Raw genomic sequence first — 25,816 nt, forward strand, 5'->3', positions numbered from 1 at the left:
GGAGAGGGCAATGAACGAGCTACAGCCATTAAGACGATGGGCGATAGGGGTTGCCCTGTGTCTAACGTTTACCCACGGCTCTATAGGCGTTAGCAATGTATATGCTGATTCAGTTCCATTGCAACAGGCGCTGGCCCAGCAGCTAAGCGTTGCAGAAGGGGATCGCCTGCCCATTGCTGAGTTTTATCAGCTGCGCGATGAGCAGGCGGCTTGGCAAGAACTGAGCGTGGTTGAGTCACTGATTACGGCGTTAAATAGCTTAGAAAACGATGGCTTGGAGCCGAGCGATTATGACGCTGACACGTTGCTCGATGAGTTTCAGCGCAGCCAGGCAAGCGGTGAGTCAGCGAAGGCATCGTTCGATATTAAAGCCACTCGTTCGCTATTGCTGGCGCTGGATCATTTACAGCGCGGCAAGGTAAACCCCCGTGATGTCGAACCCCAGTGGGATGCGCCACGCTCGGAAACCAGCTACTCAATGCTGCGTGTTGTGCATGCCGTGGAGGATCGTGAGATTGATGACGCTATCGCGTTAGCCAGACCTTCTTCCACTGAATATCAGCAGTTGCGAGAAGCCTTAAAGCAGCATTATCAACTGGCGACGCTGGGAAGCGTGCCCTATCTAGCCGCCAGAGATGAATCACTTCGCCCAGGCGACGAAGCCGACGATGTTGTCGTGCTGCGTCAGCGATTGGCCTTATGGGGTGAGGCTGATGTGATGGTGGCCGATAGTAGCGCTTACCCGATGATCGGCGTACAGACGGCGTCCAATCAGCACACTTTTGATGCCTCACTTGAATCCGCCGTAAAGCGTTTTCAGCGGCGGCATTTGCTTCAAGAAGACGGAGTGGTGGGTGAACAAACTCGGCTAGCGCTGAATGCCACCGTGGCATCACGAATTGATCAACTACGCGTCAATTTAGAACGCGCGCGGTGGATCCGGTCGATGCAGTCTGTCGAGCCACGGGTATGGGTCGATATTGCCGGCTACCGTATGCACTATGTACGCCCTAACGGTCAGCATTGGGATGCCCGAGTAGTAGTAGGTTCGCCACGTCGGGCAACACCGATCATTCACTCCACTATTAGCCATTTGACGATTAACCCCTCCTGGACTATCCCGCCTACGATCATGCGCGAGGATGTGCTACCCCGTGTGCGGGCGGATATCGATTACTTGGCGCGTAAAAATATTCAGGTGATTAGCACTTCTGGCGAGCCGCTTGTCGCAGAAGAGATCGATTGGCAGCGCCCTGGCAGCGTGATGTTGCGCCAAGTAGCGGGTGCGGGAAATCCGCTGGGACAGGTGGTGGTGCGGTTCCCCAACGATGACATGATCTACTTGCACGACACTCCCGCGCGAGGGCTGTTCCAGCGTGATCAGCGTGCGCTTAGCTCGGGCTGTATTCGGGTCGAAGGTGTCGCGGAGCTTGCGCAAATGTTGCTTCAAGATACGGGTAGCCAATACCAAATGAGTACTCTGCTAAGTGGCGGGAGTGACCGCAACATAAGACTGACCCAGCGTATTCCCGTGGCGCTTCACTATTTAACCGCATGGCCCAATGCACTAGGAGAGGTAGAGTTTAGGCCTGACATTTACCGCCGTGATTCAGCACTATTGGCGGCGTTACAGCGCCCTGTTTAAATACTTAGCCCCAGCACCTAATTTAAGCACCTCACTTAAGTGCCGTGTTGAAACTAAGCACTTGAAACTAAGCACTTGAAGCTAAGTGGTCTCAAGAGCAGGAATAGAGACCACTAACGCAAAACACCGCCCAATGGCGGTGTTTTGCTGTTTAAAGACTAATGATAACAGAACGCTAGTCGTCGCTTTGCTGTTGATAGTTAGCCACGCTAACCGGGCCAGTTTCGCCACTTTCAAGCGCGGCTAAAATAGGCCTAGCTTGGTTTTGGAATGCCACCAGCGTATCGCCGCTTAAGCTGGTATTTTCGGGAAGGGCAACTGTCATCGCATTCACCGGGGAGTTGTTGACGATGACTTCATAGTGCAGGTGAGGGCCGGTGCTTCGACCAGTGTTACCTGACAGCGCAATACGCTCGCCCATCGTGACACGCTCACCTTGGCTTACCAGCGGACGGGAGAGGTGCAAGTAGCGGGTACGGTAGCCATTGTCGTGACGAATGACGATATAGCGCCCTGCCGCATGATGATTGCTCACGCGCTCAACGACGCCATTAGCAGGTGCCGTTACGGGTGTGCCAATGGGCATAGCAAAGTCAGTACCGTTATGCGGGCTAATCCGACCCGTCACAGGGTGTTTGCGGCGCGGGTTGTAGTTGGAGCTTAAACGATAGCTGCCTTCAAAGGGGTGGCGGGAAAATGCTGGATCCAGGCTGCCGCCCTCAGGCGTATAAAAATTATCGTCGGTAGTGTTACGAACAACGGTGAGGTCCATGCGCTCGCCGTCGTATTGAACCGCTAGTACGCGTGAGTCAAGCGTTTCCCCGTCGATCATGTCCGACTCAACCAGCACCTGGAAGCGATCGCCCCGGCGGCTATCACGACGGAAATCGAGTTTTTTCTCAAGTAGCTTTGTCAGTTCCGTGACTGACCCACTGTTTAAGCCGGTCGCCTGGGCTGAGCGTGCGAAACTACCGCTGACGCTACCTGCGTAAAGGCGCTGAACAGGCTCGCCCTGACGCTCAATGGTAGTGACAGCGAAATGCTCTGCATCTTTCTCCAACAAAATGCCGTCGCGGGTGTTTTGCATCATACGCAATGACAGCAAGCGCCCATCTTCATCCAGCTGATAGTCAAAGCTATGGCCGGCACGCCAGTTAGTGAGCATGCGCTGGTCGGGTAAATCGTCAAGCAGGGCCAGCACTTCGCTGTAACCAAGGCCTAGTTCATCTTGCGCGAGCATCGCGAACGTTTCGCCAGATTCAACAATGTGCGTTTCCCACTCAGGCACAAAGGGTTCTTCGGCCGCCAGCTCTAGATTCAGAAATGAGATGTCATCGAATAACTCAGCGCCATAATCTTCGTAGGAAGTGGCATCGGCAATTTCAACGGACGAAGCATCGTCGACATCTAGCATGCCGCTGGAAAGGGTACCTAGAACAATTGCCATATGCAGCGCGCCGCCATCTAGCCCAGCGCTACTTAACATGGCGTTATTCAGTGCTGGTGTATTCACGGCTGAGGCATTCAAGACCGTCACTTCGTTTTCCAGGGCACTTTGCCCTGCCATATCCGCTTTTGCAGCTGAAATGACGTTCATGTCGAGATCAACGATCTCGGTAGCGGTTAACTCGCTGAGGGGGATGTGTTCGCGGGTGGCGTCGAGGGCGCGAGAAGCGCGGTCGATCGCTTCTGCCACCGGGGTGCGTTCTTGACGCAGGGAGGGAACACCCGGAGCAGAATCGCTAGGAAGCGGTACCAGCACGCTTTCAAGCGGTGTATACGATTGGTTCAAATCTTGGTATGTCGTCAGTAACTTCTGTGTGCCCAGCACAGTGACCATAGTGGCCACGGGTAACAGTAATAATTTGTGCGTGCGGGGCAGCGAATGGAGGATTCGCAACATGGGTAAATGGACCGCCGAGTTCGTGATTAAAAGTGACACTTAAGAGCATAAACCCAGAGACCATACCCCATGAGGGAAGGGGTGCATAGACTGTATGTCCATACATAAAGGATAATTAAACATGAATATGGCAAGAATATCTAAAGATTACTATTTATAAACACCGTTTGCTAACAAATGTAACAGATTAAGCATGCTAATTAAATAACCTGCACTAACCATAGACGATAACTGATTTTTTTAAAGCACAAATACAATGAATGTCTAAAATTTATAGACTCATTATGTTTGAGTGACCCTTTCAATGCCCGTTATTTATAAGTATTAACAGGGTTTTTGTACACACGGGCGGCACTGCTGGTCGTTTCCTGGCATTCTAGTCGTGTTTTTTCGAATATTAAGCGCATTGTTTCGCTGTATTGCGTTGAGGAAATCGAAATGTCCCGGGTAACACTTTCACAATGGCAAATGTTGGCCGCCGTCGTTGATCATGGCGGATTCGCGCGTGCGGCGGAAGCTGTACATAAAAGTCCTTCTACGCTAAACCATGCCGTCCATAAATTAGAAGAACAGCTAGGGGTTCAGGTGCTGGAGCCCATTGGTCGCCAAGTGCGTTTGACCGAAGCGGGGGAGCTGCTGCTTCGCCGCGCTCGCCAGTTAATTGAGAGCGCTGCTTCGCTTGAAGATGTGGCGACTCGGCTCGCCGCGGGTCTGGAAGCGGAAGTAGTGTTGGCCATCGACCAGATTTTCCCAACTGCCGCTCAGGCTAAAGCGCTGGAGCGTTTTTCTGAAGCATACCCTCAGGTGCGTGTTCAGTTGCACGAGAGTGTGCTCAATGGTGGCATTGAGATGCTTTACGATGGCCGTGCAGACCTAGTGGTGTCTGGTATTGAGGCGCAGGGCTTCTTAGGCGAACCGCTGGTCACGGTTCGTTTTGTTGCGGTCGCGCATCCTAAGCATGCCCTTCACCAACTGGGGCGCCCGTTGGATCTACGCGACCTGGCGCAGCATCGGCAGTTGGTGGTGCGCGACTCAGCGTTGCGTCAGTCAACCAATGCGGGCTGGTTGAAAGCGGAACAGCGGTGGACCGTGACTCACCTTAATACGTCGCTTGATATGCTTCGTCGTGGCTTAGGGTTTGCGTGGATGCCTGAAACGCGTATTGGTGAGGAGTTGAAAAACGGCCAATTAAAGCCGCTGCCACTGCCCGCAGGAGGCATTCGAGAAGTGCCCATCCAGATTATTTTTCGTGATCGCGATCGTGCGGGGCCTGCGGCTCATGCGATGGCAGCCGCGCTGAAACAGGCCGTCATCAGCGAGTGTGCATTGCATGATTCGATTCACTCGAATGAAAGGCCGTAAAACATCCGCTTGAGCATCCTTGAAGCGGGCGTATGCTGAAAATCGAAAGGCACCCAGCCAAACACTCTCAATGACTTTTCAGGAGATGCCCCATGGGATTACTTGTAGACGGCGAATGGCAAGATCAGTGGTACGACACTAAAAAGCACGGTGGCGAGTTTGTGCGCGAGTCAGCCCAGCTACGCGACTGGGTGGGCGCCCAGTCAGAAACCGACGGCGATAGCTACCCTGCAGAAAAAGACCGCTACCATTTATATGTATCGCTCGCCTGCCCTTGGGCACACCGCGTCCTGATTATGCGTAAGCTTAAAGGGCTGGAACCGTTAATGGGCACCTCACATGTCAGCCCTTTGATGCTTGATCATGGCTGGACGTATCGGCAGGACGAAGGTGCCAGTGGCGATCCCATTAACGGCGTCGACTTTCACCATCAGCTTTATACCATGACCGATCCGCGCTATACCGGCCGTGTCACCGTGCCCGTCCTTTGGGACAAGCAGCGCAGTGCGATTATCAATAATGAGTCTGCTGATTTACTGCGCATGCTTAACCATGCCTTCGATGAGCTCACTGGCAATGATTTGGACTTTTATCCAGACGATCTGCGCGGCGTGATTGATGAGGTGAATGCCGATGTATACGATCACATTAATAATGGGGTCTACAAGTCCGGTTTCGCAACTGAGCAAGCGGTTTACGAAAAACATGTAAAGGCGTTGTTTGACGCGCTAGAGCGCATGGAAGAGCGCTTAGCAGAGCATCGCTATTTGGCCGGGGAGTGGTTCACCGAGGCAGATATTCGTCTTTTCACAACGCTGATCCGGTTCGATGCGGTTTACTACGGCCATTTCAAATGCAATTTTAAGCGTATAGAGGATTACCCCAATCTCTCCAATTATGTGAGAGAAATCTACCAGTGGCCGGGCGTAGCAGAGACCGTCAATATGGATCACATCAAACGCCACTACTATTACAGCCACGGCACGATTAATCCGACACGTATTGTTCCTGCTGGCCCGTTGCTCGATTTTGAGCAGCCTCACGATCGCAATCGTTTGTCTGGCAAAGGTGTGCGCCGTCGTAAAGCTTAAGCCAGCACCAATATTAAGCAGCTTTAAAATCAAAAGGGCCGCCCAATGGGCGGCCCTTTTCGTTAAGCTCAGCTCAGCTTAATCTCTATGCCACATTAATAGTGGCATATACTTGATTACTCGTCGGCGTTAACCGCTTCGCGAGTTTTTTGCCAAGCGCTTTGCGCGCCTTCCTGGGTAGTTTCCCAAGCATCGCGGGCGTTGGCTTTGGTCTGCTCCCACCAATCGTTGTTATAAGCAGGGAAGGCTTCTACTTCTTCCTGGCTGGCTTCGACCATGATGCGGTGCTCGGTATCACCATCGTCATCCATATTGGTTTCAAGGGTAAAGAAATCGGTATCAACGACAATTTCGCGACCGCCTAGACCCAGTACTGAACCACTTTCAATGACCAGCGCTGTGATGCGCATCTCTTCATCAAACAAGATGTCGTCTACTTCACCAATTTCTTCGCCGGAACCGCCGGCAAAGTAGACCTCTGCATCGAGAATGTCATCGGCAGAATACATTCCTTGTGGCTCGTTCTGCGCATGAGCACTCATAGCAACGCTGCCCATCAGGACGGTACCGATTACGGTTGTAAGGATTGTCTTACGCATAGCATCTCTCCATGTGGCTACGATAATAGTAGGTCTCACTAGCAGGCACTGAGTAAATATTGACGACATCAGTGACTGTTTACGTAAATAGCGGCTACTTAATAACGAAGATAATAAATGTCTTTTGACTCAACAGATTGGTTTGAAAGCGAGTTACTGCTTTTCAGCCCATTCATCGGCTCTGCGCTCAGCTTCTTCGCGCTCAAGGCCGTATTTCTGCTGAAGCTTGCCGACCAGCTGGTCTTTCTTGCCAGCAATCTGATCCAGCTCATCGTCGGTAAGTTCGCCCCAGCTAGAGCGTGCCTTTCCTTTCATCTCTGTCCATTTGCCTTCAATTTGATCCCAGTTCATAGCATCACTCCTTGAGTATAGTGAACTTAATTAGGCATTTCCTAGATTAGACCATATATGCACAAGTGCAAGTCTTTGATCCAATGTGGTGTAAGTTAAAAGTGCTGGTCAGGAGCCACATGCAATGTTAGGATGCGCGCTCCTCGCATGTGCTGACCCCTCCATCACGACGGTGAGCGTTTGTCTACGTAGTTATTAATGCGTCATTGTTAATGGTTATTCGTAGTTTCGCTTGCGGGAACATCTCGCCAATTGCTAGATGTTCATTGCTGTGTAGATGGCGCGCCTCCAGTATTTCACCACACGGGTGAAATCGGCGCAGAAGGTCGCCACAACGGTTGGCCCGCTAACGCGGTGTTTGCCAACCGGATGCTAGGTGCGACCGGCGTCTCCGACTCCATTGATGGCTTTGACCGCTACGGCGGTGCCTGTTATCGATAACGACCACATTTTATGTCGTTATGCGCTGACTGAGTCAGGGACGCTTATGATGTTTTTTGCCGGTGCTTACCGGCCTACCAAGGTGTGATTAATGACCTCGACTTCTGTCGCCTCGCCGAGCTTCGGCGATCTGGCTCTTTTGCCTGCCGTTCTGTCTGCTGTTGAATCTCAGGGCTATTTAGTTCCTTCGCCGATTCAAGCGCAAACCATCCCTGCGCTACTTGAAGGCCGCGATATGCTGGGCCAAGCACAAACCGGCACCGGCAAAACTGCAGCGTTTGCATTACCGTTACTGTCACGTTTAGAACTGACTCGCCGCGAGCCGCAAGTGTTGGTGATGGCGCCAACCCGCGAATTGGCTCAGCAGGTAGCTGCCTCGTTCAGTAAGTATGGCCAAAACCTCAAAGGTCTCGAAGTTGCGACCCTTTGTGGCGGTCAAGAGTACCGTGAACAGCTAGGCGCCCTTAAGCGTGGCGCACAAGTGGTTGTGGGTACGCCTGGCCGTATTATCGACCACCTGGATCGCGGTAGCCTCAAGCTTGATGGCCTATCTGCTCTTGTGTTGGACGAAGCTGATGAAATGCTGCGCATGGGCTTTATCGACGACGTAAAACGCGTGGTTGCCGATACCCCGAAAGATGCTCAGCGTGTGTTCTTCTCAGCCACTCTCCCGGCTGAAATTGAACGCATCGTTAACCGTTACTTGGTTAATCCGGTTAAAGTCGCGATTGAGTCAGGTACGACCACTGGCGAAAACATCGAACAGCGTATTGTGCGCGTTGATGGTGGCGCTAAGCTTGAAGCCGTTGCGCGTATCCTCGAAGTCGAGCCGGTCGATGGGGCCATCGTCTTTGTACGTACCCGTGCTGCTTGTACCACGCTAGTTGAGCAATTGACCGCTCGTGGTGTTAACGCCGCTGGTCTGTCCGGTGATCTGGATCAGAGCCTGCGTGAGCGTACCATTACGCGCTTGAAGCGTGGCAAAGTCGACGTCCTGATCGCCACCGACGTCGCAGCGCGTGGTCTTGACGTGTCGCGCATTACGCACGTCATCAACTACGATCTGCCACAGGATGCGGAAGCTTACACCCACCGTATCGGCCGTACCGGTCGTGCGGGTCGTAGCGGTATTGCGATCACCTTTGCTGGCTTCCGTGAAGGCCGCAAAGTGGGCTGGATGGAGCAGGCTACCGGTCAGAAAATGACTGAAATGGCGCTGCCCGATGAAGCCGCTATTCGTGCCCACCGCGATGAAGTCTTCCATCAGCGCGTGATTGCCTCGTTGACCAAAGGCGCAGAAGAGCAGCGTGCTCTGATTGAGCGTCTGGTCGAAGAGGGGCATGACCCGATCGAGCTGACCTGTGCGTTTGCCGCTATGGCGCGCGCTGACGAAGCGCCGATTGGTCGCCTACAGGCGCCGCGTAAAGAGAAGCCTTCACGTGATGGCGCTCCGGCCGGTAAGCCGGGTGCTCGTCGCGAACGCACTAGCGGCCCGACCGAAGGCATGACGCGTTATCGCGTCTCCGTAGGTCATAAAGATGGCGTTAAGCCGGGCCAGTTAGTGGGTGCTCTTGCCAATGAAGGCGGCATTGAAGGCGCGCGTATCGGACGTATCGATATTCGCAACGCGTTCTCTGTTGTTGAACTGCCGAGCGGTTTGCCCTCGACAATTCTAGATAAGATGGCACGTGCCCGAGTGGCCGGTCGTCCGCTGGAAATCAGCGAAGACAGCGCACCGGCTGAGCGCGCACCGCGCCGCCGTCGTGACGAAGGCGATGCGCCGGTTCGTCGTCGCGAACGTGCATAAGGATTAATTAGCTGCCGCCAAGCGGCAACTGAGAAGATCTCAACGCCCCCGCACCTTTACTGGTGCGGGGGCGTTTTTTTGCTACCTTATTTATCATTCACCGTTTCAAGGAGGAAACCATGTTCGCACCGCTTCATGAATGGAATTTGGCCCCACGAGAGGCGCGGGCGCTGCAGTCGCAGTTGGCGAAGCGATTGGAGCTTACTGATCGCCTGGCGCCGGTAATGCATATTGCCGGGGTGGATATTGGATTCGAAGAGGGCGGCGAAGTCACTCGGGCAGCGGTGGTCGTATTGAAGTGGGATCCTGCCACCGCACCCGATTTAAGCGTGGCTGAGCAAGTGGTTCACCGTGAGCCCACCCGAATGCCTTACATTCCCGGTTTGCTATCGTTTCGTGAAATTCCTGCGGCGTTGGGTGCGTTTGAAAAACTCAGCGTGATGCCCGAATTGGTCATGGTTGATGGACAGGGCATTGCCCATCCGCGCAGATTAGGCGTAGCGGCTCACTTAGGTTTATGGCTGGATCTACCGACTATCGGGGTTGCCAAGTCACGCCTATATGGAAAACACACTGAGGTGGGTGATCGGCGCGGCGATTGGGTGCCGCTTTACGCCGGCAGTGCCGGCAATGAAACCATCGGCGTGGTGCTGCGCTCTCGTGCCAAGGTTAAACCTGTGTATGTCTCACCAGGGCACCGCATCACCCTGGAGACATCGCTTACCTGGGTGATGCGGTGCTTGGGAAGCACCAAACTACCTGAGCCAACGCGGCTTGCCGATCGCTTAGCATCGCGGCGCGATCAGCGTTAGTCGGGGCTATACAAACGCGAGGAAGCGCTGCAGCAGGCTAGCCGCGTCAGGTGCACTCGTCACCTCGGCCGACAGGCTTTCAGGGTTATCACCCTGGTCGCGTAACGCGGCGCGTTGGCGTTCGATATAGGCGCGCATAACGGGTTCATTAAACTCTGGATGAAACTGTACGCTCCACTGGCGTGGGCCGTAGCGCAGTGCTTGATGGGCATCGTGACTGTTGTGGGCCAGCACGGTGCAATCATGAGGAGCCTGCATCACCGATTGGGCATGGGAAAGATGAGCAGGAAAGCTGTCTGGTAGTTGGCTAAACAGCGGGTCTTGTTGGCCAGCCTGCGTTAGCCGTACCGTATGCGTGCCCGATTCGCGGCCGGCGGGGTGATAGTCGCTGACGCCACCGAAGGCGGCCGCCATGAGCTGGTGGCCGTAGCAAACGCCTAGCATGGGCGTATCGTTTTCCAACGCCTCTTGTAGCCACGGTTTAAGTGCTTCACTCCAGGGCTCGGCATCACTGACCATGCTATGTGAACCGGTGATGAGTATGCCTGCTAAGGTGTCGAGCGCTGGCGCGGTAAGATTGTGTCTCGCATCCCACACCTGAACGTGTAAATGCGCTGGCAGAGCCGCGCTAAGTTGCTTCTCAAATAGCGTTTCAAAATCACCGTGCTGGTCGACAATTTCTGGATAAGCGTCGCCGGTTTTAACGATTAATACACAGGCCATATCACTCCCTCGGTAGGATGAAACGCAAACGTTGAACAAGGGCCTTTCAGGAAGAGCGTAAAGGCGTGAAGATAGCCTATCATGGCTTCTCTGATGGTAAGAACGCATTCACTATTAACGATGATAAGGAGACGATAATGCAACAAATTACCCGTGCGGGCGAGCCGCTGGATGTCGCTGGTACTCTACCTGCTAAAGGTCAGGCGGCACCTGAGATGACCCTTACCAACACTGATCTCCAGGACGTCACGCTTGAGACTTATGCGGGCAAGCGTAAGGTGCTGAATATCATCCCCAGCGTGGATACGCCTACCTGCGCTATGTCAACGCGCCACTTTAACGAGCTGGCATCGAATCTGGCTGACACCGTTGTATTGGTGGTCTCGGCGGACTTGCCTTTTGCAGCCAAACGCTTTTGTGGGGCGGAGGGGCTGGATAACGTCGAAACGTTGTCGACTTTCCGTCATCCAGAATTTCGTGAAGCCTGGGGCGTGGCACTGTGTAATAACCCAATGGAGGGGTTGTGTGCCCGCGCAGTGGTCGTGCTAGATGCAGATAACCGCGTGCTGCATAGCGAGCTCGTCAGCGAACTGAAAAACGAACCGGACTACGAAGCCGCCTTGGCGGTATTAAACTAGTTCGCACTGCTATTGATGTTTGTACTGTTTATTGTTGTTTGTACCGTTAGCCACGCCGTGTAGCGTGACGTTTCGAAGCCCTCACCAGTGCGCGAATGAGGCGCTGCTGGGGGCGGTTGAAAATCAGCCACTCCGGGTGCCACTGTACGCCAATCAAAAAGTCGTGCTCGCGGGACTCTATGCCCTGCACCAAGCCGTCTCTGTCTCTGGCGACGATCTCAATTCCTCTACCAGCGTCATAAACGGCCTGGTGATGCAGACTGTTGACCCGACACCAGGTGACGCCAAGCAAGCGGTGCAGTTTACTCGCCCCGACAATATCGACGGTTTTGCGGGGCAGTACCGTCCGGCGCCGTTTTAGCCCTTCATGGGTGGTGTAGATATCGGGGTCCAGGGTGCCGCCAAGGTGCACATTGATTAATTGAGCGCCCCGGCAAATGCCAAGCACAGGGGTATTTAGCGGAATAAACCGCTCCAGTAAAGCAAGTTCCAGTTCATCCCTAGCAGGATCAAGGCGTACATCCAACTGCACTTCGCCACCATACAGATGGGCCTGTATATCGTCGCCACCACCAATGATTAGCCCATCCAGACTTTCCGGCTGGTCGCGTGAAGGCGATAGCCGTAGTGGTTTTCCACCGTGCCGCCAAACGGCAAACCAATCAAACCACCACGCTAAGTGGCTTTTTTGGTCAGAGGTAGTAATTCCGATAAGCGGCCGAGACATGCAGGTGGTTACTCACTGTGACAGGAAATGAAAGAGGCAAAACGAGGCGCTGTACAAATGCTAGCGCTCACGACGAAGCCAACGAACCAGCTTCTCTTTGACGCGGATCAGCATTGGTCGGTTATGGTCGGCAATATACTCAGCGCAGCGAGCGAGCAATACCTCAGAATTTGCGGCAAGCTTCTCAACTTCTACCCAGCGATTCCACTCGATGACTGAGCCCCAACCTGGCTGAGAAAGCTGGGCATTAGGCAATCGATAATGAAAGGTAGGGCGCGGCTTGGTGAGCTGAGAATGAAGCAATTCATGACCATGGTTGGGACGCAAATAGGCAAACAGCGGCAGCATATCCAGCTCGCGATTGCGGGTTGGATTGTAGTGCAGGTAGTCGTCTATCAGTGTGTCGAGGTCCGGCGAGTAGCGGCTATCCAGCACTTTTAGCGCGTATGCTTTGTGAAACGGATTGGCGTGGGGCAGCATTTCGCGGGTAATATCGACTTTGATTTCATCGCGTAGCCACCCGGCAAGCAATAAATACGCGCGCAGCATGGCGAGCAAATAGTCGACGTCAAAGCGCTCAACTTCAGGGTTTAGGTGAAGCCCAAACCCATACAGCAAGCTGGCATCGGTGCCCTTGGCACCATGCTCGCGCAATGCTTCAAACAGCGCGTCCAGTGCTTCCAGCTCATTCCAGGGCACTGGTGGGCAAACGATTTCGGTAGGCACGAGGCCTGTGACCATGTCACCGATGAGTTCGCGGGTTTTTTGGTGAAACTCGACCCGTCGTTGGTGCTGGTGACGCGCCCATTCGCTGTCTTCTGCATGAGGGTCATCAACGAGCGATTTGTCCGGATGGGCGTACTGCGTGTCGAGTTCAATACCAAATTCGCCCCAGCGGGTATTCTCTACTAGTAGCCGATGGGGGCTTACCACGTTAAGCTCCCCGCCAAACAGCTCACGTACGACCATCGCCGTGTCGCGGGGTGGTAGGCCAGCGAACTCAATTTCGACGCCAACGTGCCTGATAGTCCCATCGCTGTTTAAGCGGTTAGGTGGAGCTTGTAGCGTCATCTCGGCATCCTTGAGGTGAACGTTTAGGTATCTAGCCTATCATAGTCAGGCGTTGAGGCTGGGCGTATTACCGGGTTCAGTAAAATTATTGGACTCAGTAACCAGGGCGGCGGCAAATGGTAAGCAAGGTGCTATCTAGGCTAATTTTTAGGAGTAAGGCGTGCGACAGCACTGGTTAATCAACTCGGTAATAGGCGTCGTTTTGTTTGTGTTGGCAATGACGCAGGCACAGGCGCAAACGGTGTCGCTACCCAGTTTGGGCGGTGGGGGCGAGGAGGAAACGGTCGAAGTTAGTGACGAAGAGTTCCAAACCTCGCTCAATGATGTCATCACCATGCTTGAAAACGAAGAGCGTCGTACCGAGCTGCTTACGTCGCTGCGTGAGCTGCAGGCGACGGCAGATGCGGCCAGAGAGGATGAGGGCGTGGCTCGTCAAGGGCTGTTAGGCGCACTTGCCGACACATTAAGCGACCTTGGCGATCAGGCCCAGGCAGGCGACTCACCGGTTGATCAGTGGTCACGCCAGCTTGTTCAAGGCGCAGAGGATTTGCGTGCGCTCAATGATGATGCTGACCAAGGCGAGGCAATTCGTGCCGTCGCTGAAGGGGCGGTACTTGCCGTCATTTGGATCGTGCTGTTGGTGATGATGATTGCCTTTGGTCGCATGGTTGCTACCCGCCGTGAGTGGCCGCTGGATCTGCCCCGAGATCCCAAAGGCTGGCTGATGGCGGTTCACTTTTTACGCCGTATGCTGCCCTGGGCGTTGGCGTTTGCGATCGCATTAGGGATTGGCCAAATGCTTCCCGATAGCCCTGGGCGAACGCTGGTGCTGGTAGTGGCCTATATCTGCCTGTGTGGTCGGGCGCTCTCGGTGGTATTTGAAACGGTCATCGCCTTCTTTAGTCGCGGCCACCGATTTACGGCGGTTCAACTGCTTCAACAGCATGCCCTGCGCGGTATGTTTGTGATTGGCGCTCTGATTGCATTGGGTGACGCGGTCAACTCAACCCGCTTGGTTGAAATGCTGGGCAGCGAACTATCGAGCCTGGTATCGGTTCTCTCCAATATGCTGGCGGCGCTCCTCTCCGCGCGGTTTATTCTTAAGTACAAACGCCCCGTGCGGCATTTGATTTGCAACCGTCCCTTCAAGCAGCGCCGGGATGCCAGCACCGCGGTCGAGATGATTCGCTCGCTGGGCGGGCTGTGGCATATCCCTGCGCTACTTCTGGTCAGCGGTTCGCTGCTGGCAATTTTTATCACCGTTGGCGATGTGGGCACTGCGCTGGCGCGCTCGATTATTTCAGCCAGCCTCCTGGTGCTCACGCTGGTCGTCACCGGGTTGCTGCGCCGCCAAGCGGAACGGATGGGCAAGCGTCGTCACCGTCATCGTTACAGCCAGTATCGTAAACGTCTTGAGCGCTTTGGCTTTGTGCTCGCTCACATTTGCGCATGGATGGTGTTTGCTGAGCTTTCGATGCAGGTGTGGGGCAGTTCGTTCTTTGGCTTGGGTCAGCAAGCGGTGGCCAGTGCGCGCATTGGCCAAGCGTTGGTTAGTTTGGGCGCCACGGTACTGTTGGCGTGGCTGGTTTGGATTTTTGCTGATACCGCTATTCAGCGCGCCCTGACATCGTCGGCACGATCGCGGGGGCGGCGGGTCAATCAGGCCCGGGCGCAAACCATCACGCCGATGATCCGCAACGTCATTTTTGTGACCATTTTGATTATTGCCGTGATCGCCGGGTTGGCCAATTTGGGCGTTAATGTCACGCCGCTGCTAGCCGGTGCTGGTGTCATTGGTTTGGCGATTGGTTTTGGTGCACAAACCCTGGTTCAGGATTTGATCACCGGTATCTTTATTTTGATCGAGGACTCCCTGGCAGTAGATGACTTTGTTCAGATCAATAACCATATGGGCACCGTTGAAGGACTAACACTGCGCACGGTTCGCCTTCGCGATTTGGATGGGGTCGTGCATATCATCACCTTTAGCCGCATTGAGTCGATTCATAATATGTCTCGTCAATTCGGCATCGCGCTGATGCGTATCCGCATTCCGTTTGATATGAAAATCGACGATGCCATTACCCTGATGCAGGAGACCGCGCAGGAACTGCGTCGCGACCCGATGATGCGCCACTACATCTGGTCACCGCTTGAAATGCAGGGAGTTCAGGGATTTGAAGACGGCTGTCCCATCTTGCGAATGCGCTTTCGCACCGCGCCAGAGATGCAATGGGATGTCTCGCGTGCATTTAACCTGCTGCTCAAACAACGCATGGAAGCTCAAGAGATTGACCTGGGCGTGCCGCGTCTCAGTATCAATATGGAGTCGCGCTCAGAAGACCGTATGGAGGCCACCGCGGGTACCTCGTTCTCGCTAGACAATGACGCAGCAGAAAGTAACCAGGTTAATTCAGACGCTGGGCAAGAAAGCGAATCAAACACAGACGATCATAAGAAACCCGCGCCGCCCAAGCCCGCCCCACGTCCGACCAAGGCAGAAATTCGTCGCGATGAGCAGGCGCGTCAACACGATGAGCCGACTAACCGTGCTGCCTCACATCGGCAGCAACCCGCACAGGGCAAGCCCCAGAGCGAGTCCTATGCCAGCTCCGGTGGTGAACATGGCGATGAATAGCCACGGTCCGCGCAAACGGCGGTAGCGGTTATATAGCGAGACCGCGTGGCTAACGCGGTCCACCAGTTCGTCGTGGCGTGAGATTGCATGATCGGCGGGCAGCGAAAAGTCGTTGGCCACATCGCCTTGCCAGTGGGCCCCATGGCTGAGGCCCAGGCGTGCGCGTAACCTGCTGATATCGCTAACGGTGTTGTGCAGCGTATCGTAGGCCTCGCGGCGCTCAGCAACGCTAAATATCGCCTCGGCATCCTGGCGTAGCGCGCTATGCTGGCAACTAGCCACGGCGTGTTTGATTGCTTGTTCATTAGCCTCGGGGGAAATCGCGAGGCGCTGGTACAAATCGCGCATAGGAAGCTATGGTTTCTCTTAGGCTAGCGTTTCTCTTGGGCTATCGTTTCACTTAGCACTCGATTTTAGCGGGCCGGTGCATCGCGCATAAGGGTTAACGCTTCACGGCCTCAATAAGTTTGCATCAAATAATCATAGGCGTTTTTGATACGCTGAAAGCGTGCGGACGCCAGGGCTACCTGTTGCTCGCTTTCTGAATAGAAACGGTCGGGGTGGTGTAATTGTGCCATTCGCCGGTAAGCGTGCCGAACCTCTATCCGTGTAGCGCCTGGGTTAAGTCCTAGAATTGAAAGTGCCCGGGTAGTGCGATCGGGAGGCGGCGTCGAGGCGCGCTGCTGGCGTGAGTGGTTATTGCGTCGCTCTTCCTGATACGAACCTTGCTGGCGGGAGTCCTGTCGTCGAGAGCGCTGCTGTTCCCTTTCGGCTTGTTCTCGCTGACGTTGGCGCTCTCGCTCCTGTTGGCGACGCTGCTCTTGTTCCCGTGTTTTGCGGGCTTCCTCTTGGCGCTGCTGTTTTTCCTGCTGCTTTTGCTGCTTCTGATAGTCGCGTTGCTCTTTCTGTCGTTGCTGCTGCTCTGCCCGCGCGTTGGCCTGCTGGTGTTGCTGCTCAGCCGCTGCGGCATCACGGGCTTTACGGGCATGGTAATCTGGGTCGTGGGTTTGCCAATAAGTGTCCCGGCTAGGATCTTCAGGGTTGGTAAGCGTTGTCCCCGTCAGCTCCTTAAACAGAGTGTTTAAGGTCATCGGAGCAACGCCTAGCAAGTCAGCTAAAAAGCGCAAAACGTAGTGGTTGGCGAGCGACAGTTCGCCATCATCAGTGGCAACGGTGATCGCTTGATGAATAACGCTCAGGCTGCGCTCTTTACCGCACTCTTTACGCACGACTTCAGCGGCAAGCTGAATCGCCTGTAAATCCTGACTGTGGGCAATGCTTAAGACTGGAGCGAGCTCATGACCATGACGAAACTGAGCGGTAACCTGAGCCAAGCGACGGCGTCGCTGACCTTCAGAAACGTGTTGGCGATGCACCAGCACCCATGCCAACAGCAGTAGGGTTGCCGTATCCACTTGGCTACGGCTCTTTAATAGCAGCAGCTCAAAGGGTGAAAAACGGGCAATGGACATTTCCTGGCTCCACAGATGAAGAGGCGGCAGTGGTCTTCTACAGCGCCATGATTATTTCAGCCATGGTATATCATCACGTTAGGCAAAGGAGTAGGAGATTGGTGAGTTGATCAACGTTGAGCGTAAAAACAGCTTTCAGCTGCGTCTTACCCGACGGCTCAAGGAAGAGACATCGCATAACCTCGACGTCTATCTCTTTGTGCCAGGCGAGTTGGGGCTAAGGACCCAGCTTATCTCAGAGGAGGCCTTTTATCATTCGGCCATCAACGTCTCGCGTACCTACTACAGTGATGAATACCTTCTGCCGCTAGTACATAGTCGATTGGCCAGCCGTAATCGACTGGGCAGCGACTCGTATCGGTTAAGTTTGAGCCTGTATGCCTATCAATACGTGGAAGCAATGGAGCGCACTACGCAAACGATGCTGGTCAGTGCCAATAAATTGCGCCATGCCCGTCAAGAACAGCGGGAAGAGAGCAGTGAAGGGCAAGAAAATGCCGTGGCGTTACGCGACCAACTGCATGAAATGATTGATTTAAGTGACAGTATTCTTAAGCGTTTGCGGCGCAATCAGCCGGATGATGAAAGCCTCATTAAATATTTTGCCAATATTGATAACTACCTCTCATGGTTCACCGAACAACAGCTGCTGGCGCTGGTGGCGCATATGCCGCGCGGAGGAGAGTTTACCGATATTCGTCGCCGTTTTATCAGCGTGTGTCACCGAGAAAGTGAGTATCGCCGCGAACAGCAATACAACGCTGAGCGAGTGATGGCCGACCCCACCCGCATGTCGAACAAAATGCGCCTGCTGCGGCGTTTGATCGAGTACCCGATTACGCTGAAGCAAGAGGCATTGGAGCTGGGTAGCGGCGAGCAGAAAGCGGTCAAAGCGCTGGCCACGGCGGTAGTAATGGGGATTGTGACGTTAAGCGTGCTGCAATTACGCAGCGCGTTAGGGGATCTTTCGGCGTTATTTGTATTAGCCATGGCGCTGCTCTACGCCATGCGTGAAGTGTTTAAGGATGATTTGCGCAACACCCTATGGCGATTGCTGCGCAAAGGCCGACCTAAATGGCGCCGCCAGTATTTAGACCCCACGCGCAATGCCGTGGTGGGTCGCCAACTGGAGTGGTTCGACTACAAGCGCTTTGCTTCTCTGAAAAGCGATATTCAGCAGATGCGTCGCCGCACGGTGGCTCAGCGCGAGGAAATGGTCCTTCACTACCGCTCGAGCTCAAGGATGTCGCCCACGCGCTTCTTAAGTGGTTATGAGCACACCCGTGAAACGCTCAATCTGGATATCTCCATGCTCACGCGGCTAATGAGCAAAGGTAAACATCATATCTACCGACTTAAAGATGGTCAGGCGGTGCGTGAAAGCGTTGAACGCCGTCACCTGTTCAATCTGGTGATTCGTGAGACGGGCAGTGAAGACACGCCCTATCTCGCCCGCTGGAAGGTCGTTGTAAGCCGTTCGGGCATTGTCGATATTGAAAAAGTGGAAGAGAACAGTACCGTTCAGGAGAGCAAATAAGAGAGGAAAAAATAACAAAAAGTCCCAATAAGCTGCGCTAGATCAAAACAGTATCAGTGGGCGCTTTTAGATAGCCATACAGCATAGGCAAATGGCCACCAGCGAACTAGGCTCAAAGAATGGGCACTGCGGCTCAGCTTAAAAAAACAGTCACAAGCAGCTGTTTTAAAAGCCCGTCTCAAGGGCTGGGCGCAAGGAGGATTACCATGCAAGCTATCGATATTATGACACCCAAAGTGGTGAGTGTGGGGCCTGACGCTGAAGTGAGTGAAATTGCTCGACTGTTGCTCCACCACCGTATTAGTGCCGTACCCGTGGTTGATGCCGAGCATAGAGTGGTAGGGATCGTCAGCGAAGGGGATTTAATGCGCCGGGTAGAAGATGACGAGGGCCACGGCCGTTCATGGTGGTTAACGTTATTTGCTGGCGGTAAGAGTGCTAGTGACTATGTGAAATCGCATGGTCGTAAAGCTCATGAGGTGATGACCCCCAATCCAATGACCGTTGAAGAGAACACGCCGCTACATACCATTGCTCGCTTGTTAGAAAAGCACCGTATCAAGCGCGTGCCCGTGGTGCGTGATGGCAAGTTGGTTGGCATTGTTAGCCGCGCTAACTTACTCCAAGGGATGGCCAATGCAGTGGTAGCGCCGACGCAGTCACCCATGGATGATCGCAAAATTCGCCAAGCCATCCTAAAAGAGGTTGAGGACAATACCGGCGTTCGAACCGAAGGGATTAGCGTAATAGTGGATGGTGGTGTGGTTGAAATTTGGGGGCTGGTCGAATCCCATGAGCAGAAGCAGGCGGTCACCGTCGCCGCGGAAAATGTGTCTGGCGTTCTTAAGGTCGAAAACCACCTGGGTATGATGCCGCGGGGCGTCGGATATATTTAAGTGTTACCCAGTGCGTGTCTCACCTGAATCAATGCCCGCTATTATTTTGTAGCGGGCTTTTTTGGGCTTTTTATACAACGACGGCCTTAATCGCTTTTTCTAAGTTTTCTACACTGCGCTCAGTGTGGTGCAGCTTATCTAAACCAAACAGGCCAATGCGGAAGGTCTGGAAGTTATCACCTTCATCACACATCAGCGGCACACCGCCTGCCACCTGGACACCTGCTTGGGCAAGTTTGCCCACCAGTCCGCTATCCTCGCTGTAGCACACCACCACGCCTGGGGCTTCAAAGCCTTCCGCAGCAACGCTGACAAACCCGTGGCGATTCAGCATGACACGGACTTCACGACCAATCGCTTGCTGCTCCTCTTTTACCTTGGCAAAGCCATAGGCGCGGGTCTCCTGCATAATATCCCGCAACTGCCGCAGTGCATCGGTAGGCATAGTAGCGTGGTAGGCATGCCCGCCGTTCTCATAGGCTTGCATGATGCTGTGCCACTTGCCTAGGTCGCAGGCAAAGCTGTTACTCTGAGTGTCGCTCAAGCGCTGCGTAGCCCGCTCGGAGAGCATGACCATGGCGCAGCAGGGCGAACCGCTCCAACCTTTTTGCGGTGCGCTTACCACCACATCAATACCCAGCGCCTGCATATCCACCCACAGGGTGCCAGCGGCGATGGCGTCTAACACAAACAGGCCGCCTACCTCGTGAGTGGCCTTGGCGAGCGCTTGAATATAGTCATCTGGAAGTAGCAAGCCAGCAGAGGTTTCCACCTGCGGGGCGAACACAAGGGCAGGTTTTTCGCTACGAATTTGCGCCACGGCCTCGTCAATGGGCACCGGCTGAAAAGGCGAGCGCGGGTCATCGGCATTTAGGCGTCGCGCCTTAAGCACTGAGTGCTGGTCGGTTAAACGGCCCATCTCTATAATCTGTGTCCAGCGGTAGCTGAACCAGCCGTTGCGGATCACCAGGGTTTTCTGATCAACGGCAAACTGACGCGCCACTGCTTCCATACCAAAGGTGCCGCTGCCGGGCACAATTACCGCTGCGTGGGCGTTGTACACCTCTTTCAGCGTGGCTGAAATATCGCGCATCACCGATTGAAACTGTTGGGACATATGGTTCAGCGAGCGGTCCGTGTAGACCACTGAGTACTCAAGCAAGCCGTCGGGGTCGACGTTGGGCAGTAAACCAGCCATGGCGTTCTCCTAAATAGGTGCTGTGCTCTATTCGGCACATTGCGTCGTAAGCAAAAAGATGTTTCTAAGAGTACGAGCAATAAAAGCACAAAACCAGCCCACGTGGGGCTGGTTTTGATTGCACAGGGGGCTGGCTTAGCGCGGCGGCAACTGCTCTGGCCCAAAGGCGTCAGGCAGCAGCGTTTCCATGGTGTAGGTTTTCATCAATTCGCCGCTACCGGAGAGCACCTTGATCTGCGTCTCTGGCGTGGCAAATTCGCGAATCCGCTGGCGGCAGTCACCGCAGGGCGTGCAGAGGTGATCGCCAGGCCCCATCACGTACACGGTCGCCAACTGGCGCTGCCCGGCAGTAATCATGGCGGAAATGGCCGATGCTTCGGCACACAGGCCTTTGTAGTGCGCTACTTCCACGTTGGTGCCCGCAAACTGATGACCGTCAGGAGTTACCATGACTGACGCCACCGGGTGCGCGGAGTAGGGCACATAGGCGTTCGCGCGTGCGCTGAATAGTTTCTGAACGATCTCTTCTGATACCTGTTCCATCATTTTTCCTTTTGGCCGCTTCAACGCGCTCTTTTCAACGTTCTCTTTTCAACGTGCTAGGCGCGGGCAGCGTCGTCGCGAAGTACGGTGTCCAGCGCAATCAGCATCATGTCGTCAAAGGTGGTTTGACGGTCGGCGCTGGAGAGCGAGTCGCCTTTCAGGATGTGATCCGATACGGTACAGATCGTCATGGCGCGGGCGCCAAATTCAGCGGCGACGCCGTAAAGGCCAGCGGCTTCCATCTCGACGCCGACAATGCCGTAGCGCTTGAGCATTTCAGCCATTTCGGTTTGCGGGTTGTAGAACAAGTCCGCAGAGAAAATGTTGCCCACTTTGACCGGCACGTTCTTGGCCTTGGCGGCAGCGACCGCGTGCTGAGTCAGTTCAAAATCTGCAATGGCGGCGAAGTCGTGGTCGTTAAAGCGCATGCGATTGACCTTGGAGTCGGTGCTGGCGCCCATGCCAATGACGACATCGCGAACGTTGACGTCGTCACGCACCGCGCCGCAAGAGCCCACACGAATCAGCGATTTAACGCCGTAGTCGGTGATCAGCTCTTTGGCGTAGATGGAGGCCGACGGAATACCCATGCCGTGGCCCATCACGGAAATTTCGCGGCCTTTGTAGGTGCCGGTGTAGCCGAACATATTGCGCACGTCGTTCACCTGGCGCACGTTCTCCAGGTAGGTGTCGGCGATGTATTTGGCGCGCAGCGGGTCGCCGGGCATCAGTACGGTATCAGCGAAATCACCCATCTCGGCATTAATATGCGGTGTAGCCATGTCACGCTCCCATATAATTTAACGGTCTGAATCAACCCTTCGCGGGGGCGCTGTGAACCCTTCCCTGGGCGCTACTTTCGCCATCCATGGCGAAAGACCCCCGCTACGGGCTGATTCAGACCTTGCACGCTTTTGTGCTAGAGGTTGGTTATTTGCCTTTAAGCAGCGTCAGGTAGAAAGCTTTTGCCATCGGCCATGGCCGGTAGCAGGAAAAAGTCAGCCAGGGTTTGGCCAATATCGGCAAAGGTGCCGCGCTCGCCCAGCGGGCCGGGGGTAAAGCCGGGGCCATGTATCAGAATGGGGATGTACTCGCGGGTGTGCTCGGTGCCGTGCCAGCTGGGGTCGCAGCCGTGATCGGCGGTGAGAATCAGCAGGTCATCTTCGCTTAACGCAGTCAGCAGCTTAGGCAGCTTGGCGTCGAAATCTTCCAGCGCGGCGGCATAGCCCGGCACGTCCCGGCGGTGACCGTAAACCGAGTCAAAATCGACAAAGTTGGTCATGATCATGGCACGCTCGCCTTCTTCGCGTTGGCTGGTGCGCGCGATCTCGTTGAGCGTCGCGTCCATCAGCGCATCGTGACCGCTGGCTTTGACCTTGTGGGTAATGCCGCAGTGGGCGTAGATATCGGCAATTTTGCCAATCGAGACCACTTCGCCACCGGCATCGTCAAGCTTCTGCAGCACGGTGGGGGCCGGTGGCTCAACGCTGTAGTCCCGGCGGTTGCCGGTACGGGCGAACGTGTTGCTGTCCTCGCCGATAAACGGACGCGCAATCACGCGACCGATGTTGTAAGGCTCCAGCAGCTCGCGGACGGTTTCGCACAGCTTATAAAGCCGTTCAAGGCCGAAATGCTCTTCGTGGGCGGCAATTTGGAACACCGAGTCCGCCGAGGTATAAACGATGGGTTTGCCGGTAGCGATGTGCTCTTCACCCAGGCGGGCGATGATCTCGGTGCCCGATGCGTGACAGTTGCCAATCACCCCGGTGAGGTCAGCTTCCTGGACGATGGCGTCGAGCAGCTCAAGGGGGAAACTGTCGGTTTTATCCAGAAAGTAGCCCCAATCAAAGCGTACAGGCACGCCGGCAATTTCCCAGTGGCCGGAAGGGGTATCTTTGCCGCTGGAAATCTCTTTGGCGTGGGCGTAAGCACCTTCCAAGCTTTCCGGTAGCGTGACGCCTTCGGCCACGCTGCCCGTGGCGTCGCGGTGGGCGTGAAACAGCCCTAGTTTGGCCATATTGGGTAGCTTAAGCGGGCCGGAACGGTTGGCGTTATCGGCTTCGCCACGGGCGCAGGCGGCGGCGATATGGCCCAGAGTGTCGGAGCCTTCATCTCCGAAGGTTGCGGCATCCGGGGCGGCGCCAATGCCAAACGAATCGAGTACTAATACAATCGCGCGGCTCATAAGGATTCTCCACGGAAAGTGTCTTGTAGCAGGGTATCGGCGCTGGCAGCGCCTTCGCCAATCGTAAACGCCGCGCGCAGCTGCTCGGCGGCATGCTCGGCGGCGTCTTCACTACGGGCATGTACTATGGCAATGGGGCGCTGGCTATCCACGCTCTCGCCAATCTCGACGATGTCGGTGAAGCCGACGCTGTGGTCGACGCTGGCATCGTTACGCAAGCGACCACCGCCCAGTTCCACCACACTCATGCCTACGGCGCGGGTATCAATACGCTGGACGATCCCTGCTTGCTCGGCATATACCGGCTTAATCACTTCAGCTTTGGCCAGGTAGTGCTCTGAGCGCTCCATAAAGTCGCTGGGGCCACCGAGCTCACGCACCATACGTGCGAACACTTCAGCAGCGGCGCCGGAAGTCAGTGCCTTCTCGAGCTGAGCCAATGCGTCTTCACGAGAGCTTGCCAGTTTGCCTGCAATCAACATCTCTACCGCCAGCTCGCGGGTGACTTGCATGACACGGCTGTTGGGGCGGTCGCCGCGCAACAGCGCCAGCGTCTCGACGATTTCCACCGCGTTACCGGCGCAAGGGGCCAGCGGCTGACTCATGTCGGTGAGCAGGGCGGTCGTCGGCGTGCCTGCCTGGGTCGCCACATTGGCGATGCTTTTGGCAAGTTCTCGGGATTTTTCCGGCGTGGGCATAAAGGCACCGCTGCCCACTTTAACGTCCATCACCAGCGCATCGAGGCCGGAGGCCAGCTTCTTGCCTAGAATAGAGGCGGTAATCAATGGAATCGATTCGACGGTGGCCGTCACGTCACGCACGCCGTAAATACGCTTATCGGCGGGGGCGAGATCAGCCGTTTGACCGATAATCGCTACGCCGGTGGATTTTACCACCTCGCGGAAACGCTCAGGCGCGGGGTAAGGGTCGTAGCCGGGGATAGATTCGAGCTTGTCCAGCGTGCCGCCGGTATGGCCCAGACCGCGCCCGGAAATCATCGGTACAAAAGCGCCGCAGGCGGCGACCCAGGGGCCGAGCACCAGGGAAACCAAATCGCCCACGCCGCCGGTGGAGTGTTTATCGACAATCGGGCCGGGTAGGTTCAGGTCGCTCCACTGCATCACATGGCCAGAATCGCGTGTCGCGGTGGTCAGCGCCACGACTTCTTCACGGCTCATGCCGTTGAGAAATACCGCCATGGTGAAGGCGCCGATTTGGGCGTCGCTGATGCGGTCATCGGCAATGCCCTGCACAAACGCCTTGATCTCTTCCGCGGGCAGCGGCTGGTTATCACGCTTAAGGCGAATCAGCTCCTGGGGGAGCAGGGTATGTTTCGTCGCGTTGGCAGACATTAATAACCTCCGTCAGTAGGGGCGGCGTTGGTGTTGCCGGTCAACGTCGCCAGAAGATTACCCAGCAGGCTAGAGGCACCAAAGCGGAAGTGCGCGGGGGTTACCCAACCGGGGCCCATAATGTCATTGGCAAGGGCCAAATATTCCGCTGCATCCTCGGCTGTTTTAACGCCACCCGCCGCTTTAAAACCAACGTCTTTGCCGCTGGCCTTGATGGCGTTGAGCATAATCTCGGCGGCTTCCAGCGTAGCGTTAACGGGCACTTTACCTGTCGACGTTTTAATGAAATCAGCACCGCCTTCAATGGCGAGTTCGCTAGCGCGTTTGATCAGCGCAGGCTCTTTAAGCTCGCCGGATTCAATGATCACTTTGAGCAGCGCTTGACCAGCACAGGCGGCCTTGCACATCTCGACCAGTTCAAGGCCAGTCTCTTCATCGCCCGCCATCAGGGTGCGGTACGGAAATACGACATCGACTTCATGGGCACCGGATGCAACGGCGTCGCGGGTTTCACGGGCAGCGCCCATGATATCGTCACCACCGTCGGGGAAGTTGGTAACCGTGGCAATCTTTACCTGGTCATTGAGAGTGTGAGCAGTCAGCGCGCGTTGGGCCGTGACAATAAACTGCGAATAGACACAAACAGCGGCAGGGGTGCCAAAGGGCGTTTTGACCTGCTGGCAGAGGGCTTCAATGGAGCTGTCCGTGTCGCTGTCGTTCAGACTCGTCAGGTCCATGAGGGTGAGTGCCTGGCGGGCGGCTTGGACGATATGAGGGGAGACAGTCGCGGTCATGGAATTCTCACAAATCAGTAAAAGATAAAAA

The 25,816-nt window shown here is 55.1% G+C and carries 24 protein-coding genes; 10 read left to right on the forward strand and 14 right to left on the reverse strand.

From position 1 onward, the window contains the following. Window positions 1-10 precede the first annotated feature (10 nt). Window positions 11-1,645, forward strand: coding sequence for a L,D-transpeptidase family protein (locus AC5TBW_RS04360; protein WP_495510899.1), 1,635 nt, complete (start codon window positions 11-13; stop codon window positions 1,643-1,645). A 175-nt stretch (window positions 1,646-1,820) separates the two neighbouring features. On the opposite strand, the gene AC5TBW_RS04365 is transcribed toward AC5TBW_RS04360, so the two are convergent. Continuing rightward, window positions 1,821-3,548, reverse strand: coding sequence for a peptidoglycan DD-metalloendopeptidase family protein (locus AC5TBW_RS04365; RefSeq protein WP_495510900.1), 1,728 nt, complete (start codon window positions 3,546-3,548; stop codon window positions 1,821-1,823). 438 nt (window positions 3,549-3,986) lie between these two features. Between AC5TBW_RS04365 and AC5TBW_RS04370 the strand changes: the two genes are divergently transcribed. Together AC5TBW_RS04370 and AC5TBW_RS04375 are read left to right on the forward strand one after the other, a co-directional pair. Next, window positions 3,987-4,910, forward strand: a complete 924-nt coding sequence (locus AC5TBW_RS04370) for a LysR family transcriptional regulator (RefSeq protein WP_495510901.1) — start codon at window positions 3,987-3,989, stop codon at window positions 4,908-4,910. Window positions 4,911-5,002: 92 nt separating this feature from the next. After that, entirely contained in the window at window positions 5,003-6,001 is a 999-nt protein-coding gene (locus AC5TBW_RS04375; protein WP_495510902.1) for a glutathione S-transferase family protein, read from the forward strand. Between the two features lie 116 nt (window positions 6,002-6,117). On the opposite strand, the gene AC5TBW_RS04380 is transcribed toward AC5TBW_RS04375, so the two are convergent. Together AC5TBW_RS04380 and AC5TBW_RS04385 are read right to left on the reverse strand one after the other, a co-directional pair. Beyond that, a complete protein-coding gene (locus AC5TBW_RS04380) occupies window positions 6,118-6,600 on the reverse strand; it encodes a PRC-barrel domain-containing protein (RefSeq protein WP_495510903.1) in 483 nt (160 codons plus the stop codon). 153 nt (window positions 6,601-6,753) lie between these two features. Next, on the reverse strand, window positions 6,754-6,951 hold the full coding sequence (locus tag AC5TBW_RS04385; RefSeq protein WP_495510904.1) for a CsbD family protein: 198 nt from the start codon (window positions 6,949-6,951) through the stop codon (window positions 6,754-6,756). 252 nt (window positions 6,952-7,203) lie between these two features. On the opposite strand from AC5TBW_RS04385, the gene AC5TBW_RS04390 reads away from it, so the two are divergent. The 3 genes from AC5TBW_RS04390 to nfi all read left to right on the forward strand — a co-directional run bounded on the left by AC5TBW_RS04390 (window position 7,204) and on the right by nfi (window position 10,011). After that, complete coding sequence (locus AC5TBW_RS04390) at window positions 7,204-7,392, forward strand: hypothetical protein (protein WP_495510905.1); 189 nt, start codon at window positions 7,204-7,206, stop codon at window positions 7,390-7,392. A 91-nt stretch (window positions 7,393-7,483) separates the two neighbouring features. Then, window positions 7,484-9,199, forward strand: a complete 1,716-nt coding sequence (locus AC5TBW_RS04395) for a DEAD/DEAH box helicase (RefSeq protein WP_495510906.1) — start codon at window positions 7,484-7,486, stop codon at window positions 9,197-9,199. 119 nt (window positions 9,200-9,318) lie between these two features. Continuing rightward, a complete protein-coding gene (nfi, locus tag AC5TBW_RS04400; protein WP_495510907.1) occupies window positions 9,319-10,011 on the forward strand; it encodes a deoxyribonuclease V in 693 nt (230 codons plus the stop codon). A 6-nt stretch (window positions 10,012-10,017) separates the two neighbouring features. Here the strand turns inward: nfi and AC5TBW_RS04405 are convergent, their stop codons facing one another. Then, a complete protein-coding gene (locus AC5TBW_RS04405) occupies window positions 10,018-10,734 on the reverse strand; it encodes a glutamine amidotransferase (RefSeq protein WP_495510908.1) in 717 nt (238 codons plus the stop codon). Window positions 10,735-10,871: 137 nt separating this feature from the next. On the opposite strand from AC5TBW_RS04405, the gene tpx reads away from it, so the two are divergent. After that, window positions 10,872-11,372 (forward strand): thiol peroxidase, encoded by a 501-nt coding sequence (gene tpx / locus AC5TBW_RS04410; protein ID WP_495510909.1) that lies wholly within the window; start codon window positions 10,872-10,874, stop codon window positions 11,370-11,372. 46 nt (window positions 11,373-11,418) lie between these two features. Here tpx and AC5TBW_RS04415 read toward each other — a convergent pair whose 3' ends face one another. Together AC5TBW_RS04415 and AC5TBW_RS04420 are read right to left on the reverse strand one after the other, a co-directional pair. Beyond that, window positions 11,419-12,099, reverse strand: coding sequence for a gamma-glutamyl-gamma-aminobutyrate hydrolase family protein (locus tag AC5TBW_RS04415; RefSeq protein ID WP_495510910.1), 681 nt, complete (start codon window positions 12,097-12,099; stop codon window positions 11,419-11,421). A gap of 60 nt (window positions 12,100-12,159) precedes the next feature. Next, window positions 12,160-13,170, reverse strand: coding sequence for an amidoligase family protein (locus tag AC5TBW_RS04420; RefSeq protein WP_495510911.1), 1,011 nt, complete (start codon window positions 13,168-13,170; stop codon window positions 12,160-12,162). Between the two features lie 160 nt (window positions 13,171-13,330). Between AC5TBW_RS04420 and AC5TBW_RS04425 the strand changes: the two genes are divergently transcribed. After that, the gene (locus tag AC5TBW_RS04425; RefSeq protein ID WP_495510912.1) at window positions 13,331-15,808 is read left to right on the forward strand and encodes a mechanosensitive ion channel domain-containing protein; all 2,478 of its coding nucleotides are present in this window, start codon (window positions 13,331-13,333) and stop codon (window positions 15,806-15,808) included. On the opposite strand, the gene AC5TBW_RS04430 is transcribed toward AC5TBW_RS04425, so the two are convergent. Next, window positions 15,728-16,156, reverse strand: coding sequence for a hypothetical protein (locus AC5TBW_RS04430; RefSeq protein WP_495510913.1), 429 nt, complete (start codon window positions 16,154-16,156; stop codon window positions 15,728-15,730). The genes AC5TBW_RS04425 and AC5TBW_RS04430 overlap by 81 nt on opposite strands. Window positions 16,157-16,266: 110 nt before the next feature. Further along, the gene (locus tag AC5TBW_RS04435) at window positions 16,267-17,280 is read right to left on the reverse strand and encodes a J domain-containing protein (protein ID WP_495510914.1); all 1,014 of its coding nucleotides are present in this window, start codon (window positions 17,278-17,280) and stop codon (window positions 16,267-16,269) included. Window positions 17,281-17,386: 106 nt separating this feature from the next. Here AC5TBW_RS04435 and AC5TBW_RS04440 point away from each other — a divergent pair, with 106 nt between their 5' ends. Together AC5TBW_RS04440 and AC5TBW_RS04445 are read left to right on the forward strand one after the other, a co-directional pair. Continuing rightward, window positions 17,387-18,817, forward strand: coding sequence for a hypothetical protein (locus tag AC5TBW_RS04440; protein WP_495510915.1), 1,431 nt, complete (start codon window positions 17,387-17,389; stop codon window positions 18,815-18,817). A 206-nt stretch (window positions 18,818-19,023) separates the two neighbouring features. Then, on the forward strand, window positions 19,024-19,713 hold the full coding sequence (locus tag AC5TBW_RS04445; RefSeq protein ID WP_495510916.1) for a CBS domain-containing protein: 690 nt from the start codon (window positions 19,024-19,026) through the stop codon (window positions 19,711-19,713). A gap of 70 nt (window positions 19,714-19,783) precedes the next feature. Here AC5TBW_RS04445 and AC5TBW_RS04450 read toward each other — a convergent pair whose 3' ends face one another. The 6 genes from AC5TBW_RS04450 to deoC all read right to left on the reverse strand — a co-directional run bounded on the left by AC5TBW_RS04450 (window position 19,784) and on the right by deoC (window position 25,785). Beyond that, entirely contained in the window at window positions 19,784-20,911 is a 1,128-nt protein-coding gene (locus AC5TBW_RS04450; RefSeq protein WP_495510917.1) for an aminotransferase class V-fold PLP-dependent enzyme, read from the reverse strand. A gap of 135 nt (window positions 20,912-21,046) precedes the next feature. Further along, window positions 21,047-21,454 carry a cytidine deaminase gene (gene cdd, locus AC5TBW_RS04455; protein WP_495510918.1) on the reverse strand — a complete coding sequence of 136 codons (408 nt, stop codon included), beginning with the start codon at window positions 21,452-21,454 and terminating at the stop codon, window positions 21,047-21,049. Between the two features lie 56 nt (window positions 21,455-21,510). After that, a complete protein-coding gene (gene deoD, locus AC5TBW_RS04460; protein WP_495510919.1) occupies window positions 21,511-22,236 on the reverse strand; it encodes a purine-nucleoside phosphorylase in 726 nt (241 codons plus the stop codon). Between the two features lie 158 nt (window positions 22,237-22,394). Continuing rightward, window positions 22,395-23,639 carry a phosphopentomutase gene (locus AC5TBW_RS04465; protein WP_495510920.1) on the reverse strand — a complete coding sequence of 415 codons (1,245 nt, stop codon included), beginning with the start codon at window positions 23,637-23,639 and terminating at the stop codon, window positions 22,395-22,397. Further along, window positions 23,636-24,991 carry a thymidine phosphorylase gene (gene deoA, locus AC5TBW_RS04470; RefSeq protein WP_495510921.1) on the reverse strand — a complete coding sequence of 452 codons (1,356 nt, stop codon included), beginning with the start codon at window positions 24,989-24,991 and terminating at the stop codon, window positions 23,636-23,638. Before deoA ends, AC5TBW_RS04465 begins: the two co-directional genes overlap by 4 nt. Continuing rightward, window positions 24,991-25,785, reverse strand: a complete 795-nt coding sequence (deoC, locus tag AC5TBW_RS04475) for a deoxyribose-phosphate aldolase (protein WP_495510922.1) — start codon at window positions 25,783-25,785, stop codon at window positions 24,991-24,993. Before deoC ends, deoA begins: the two co-directional genes overlap by 1 nt. Window positions 25,786-25,816: the final 31 nt, after the last annotated feature.

This window comes from Vreelandella sp. ssv, from assembly GCF_059448525.1.

What these genes read in the sequence shown, in the direction of transcription:
- AC5TBW_RS04405 (WP_495510908.1), bottom strand. Translation starts at nt 10,734, where the DNA reads ATGGCCTGTGTATTAATCGTTAAAACCGGCGACGCTTATCCAGAAATT.
- cdd (WP_495510918.1), bottom strand. Translation starts at nt 21,454, where the DNA reads ATGGAACAGGTATCAGAAGAGATCGTTCAGAAACTATTCAGCGCACGC.
- AC5TBW_RS04395 (WP_495510906.1), top strand. Translation starts at nt 7,484, where the DNA reads ATGACCTCGACTTCTGTCGCCTCGCCGAGCTTCGGCGATCTGGCTCTT.
- AC5TBW_RS04435 (WP_495510914.1), bottom strand. Translation starts at nt 17,280, where the DNA reads ATGTCCATTGCCCGTTTTTCACCCTTTGAGCTGCTGCTATTAAAGAGC.
- AC5TBW_RS04450 (WP_495510917.1), bottom strand. Translation starts at nt 20,911, where the DNA reads ATGGCTGGTTTACTGCCCAACGTCGACCCCGACGGCTTGCTTGAGTAC.
- AC5TBW_RS04380 (WP_495510903.1), bottom strand. Translation starts at nt 6,600, where the DNA reads ATGCGTAAGACAATCCTTACAACCGTAATCGGTACCGTCCTGATGGGC.
- tpx (WP_495510909.1), top strand. Translation starts at nt 10,872, where the DNA reads ATGCAACAAATTACCCGTGCGGGCGAGCCGCTGGATGTCGCTGGTACT.
- AC5TBW_RS04445 (WP_495510916.1), top strand. Translation starts at nt 19,024, where the DNA reads ATGCAAGCTATCGATATTATGACACCCAAAGTGGTGAGTGTGGGGCCT.
- AC5TBW_RS04385 (WP_495510904.1), bottom strand. Translation starts at nt 6,951, where the DNA reads ATGAACTGGGATCAAATTGAAGGCAAATGGACAGAGATGAAAGGAAAG.
- AC5TBW_RS04375 (WP_495510902.1), top strand. Translation starts at nt 5,003, where the DNA reads ATGGGATTACTTGTAGACGGCGAATGGCAAGATCAGTGGTACGACACT.
- deoA (WP_495510921.1), bottom strand. Translation starts at nt 24,991, where the DNA reads ATGTCTGCCAACGCGACGAAACATACCCTGCTCCCCCAGGAGCTGATT.
- nfi (WP_495510907.1), top strand. Translation starts at nt 9,319, where the DNA reads ATGTTCGCACCGCTTCATGAATGGAATTTGGCCCCACGAGAGGCGCGG.
- AC5TBW_RS04430 (WP_495510913.1), bottom strand. Translation starts at nt 16,156, where the DNA reads ATGCGCGATTTGTACCAGCGCCTCGCGATTTCCCCCGAGGCTAATGAA.
- AC5TBW_RS04360 (WP_495510899.1), top strand. Translation starts at nt 11, where the DNA reads ATGAACGAGCTACAGCCATTAAGACGATGGGCGATAGGGGTTGCCCTG.
- AC5TBW_RS04370 (WP_495510901.1), top strand. Translation starts at nt 3,987, where the DNA reads ATGTCCCGGGTAACACTTTCACAATGGCAAATGTTGGCCGCCGTCGTT.
- AC5TBW_RS04415 (WP_495510910.1), bottom strand. Translation starts at nt 12,099, where the DNA reads ATGTCTCGGCCGCTTATCGGAATTACTACCTCTGACCAAAAAAGCCAC.
- AC5TBW_RS04365 (WP_495510900.1), bottom strand. Translation starts at nt 3,548, where the DNA reads ATGTTGCGAATCCTCCATTCGCTGCCCCGCACGCACAAATTATTACTG.
- AC5TBW_RS04420 (WP_495510911.1), bottom strand. Translation starts at nt 13,170, where the DNA reads ATGACGCTACAAGCTCCACCTAACCGCTTAAACAGCGATGGGACTATC.
- AC5TBW_RS04465 (WP_495510920.1), bottom strand. Translation starts at nt 23,639, where the DNA reads ATGAGCCGCGCGATTGTATTAGTACTCGATTCGTTTGGCATTGGCGCC.
- deoD (WP_495510919.1), bottom strand. Translation starts at nt 22,236, where the DNA reads ATGGCTACACCGCATATTAATGCCGAGATGGGTGATTTCGCTGATACC.
- deoC (WP_495510922.1), bottom strand. Translation starts at nt 25,785, where the DNA reads ATGACCGCGACTGTCTCCCCTCATATCGTCCAAGCCGCCCGCCAGGCA.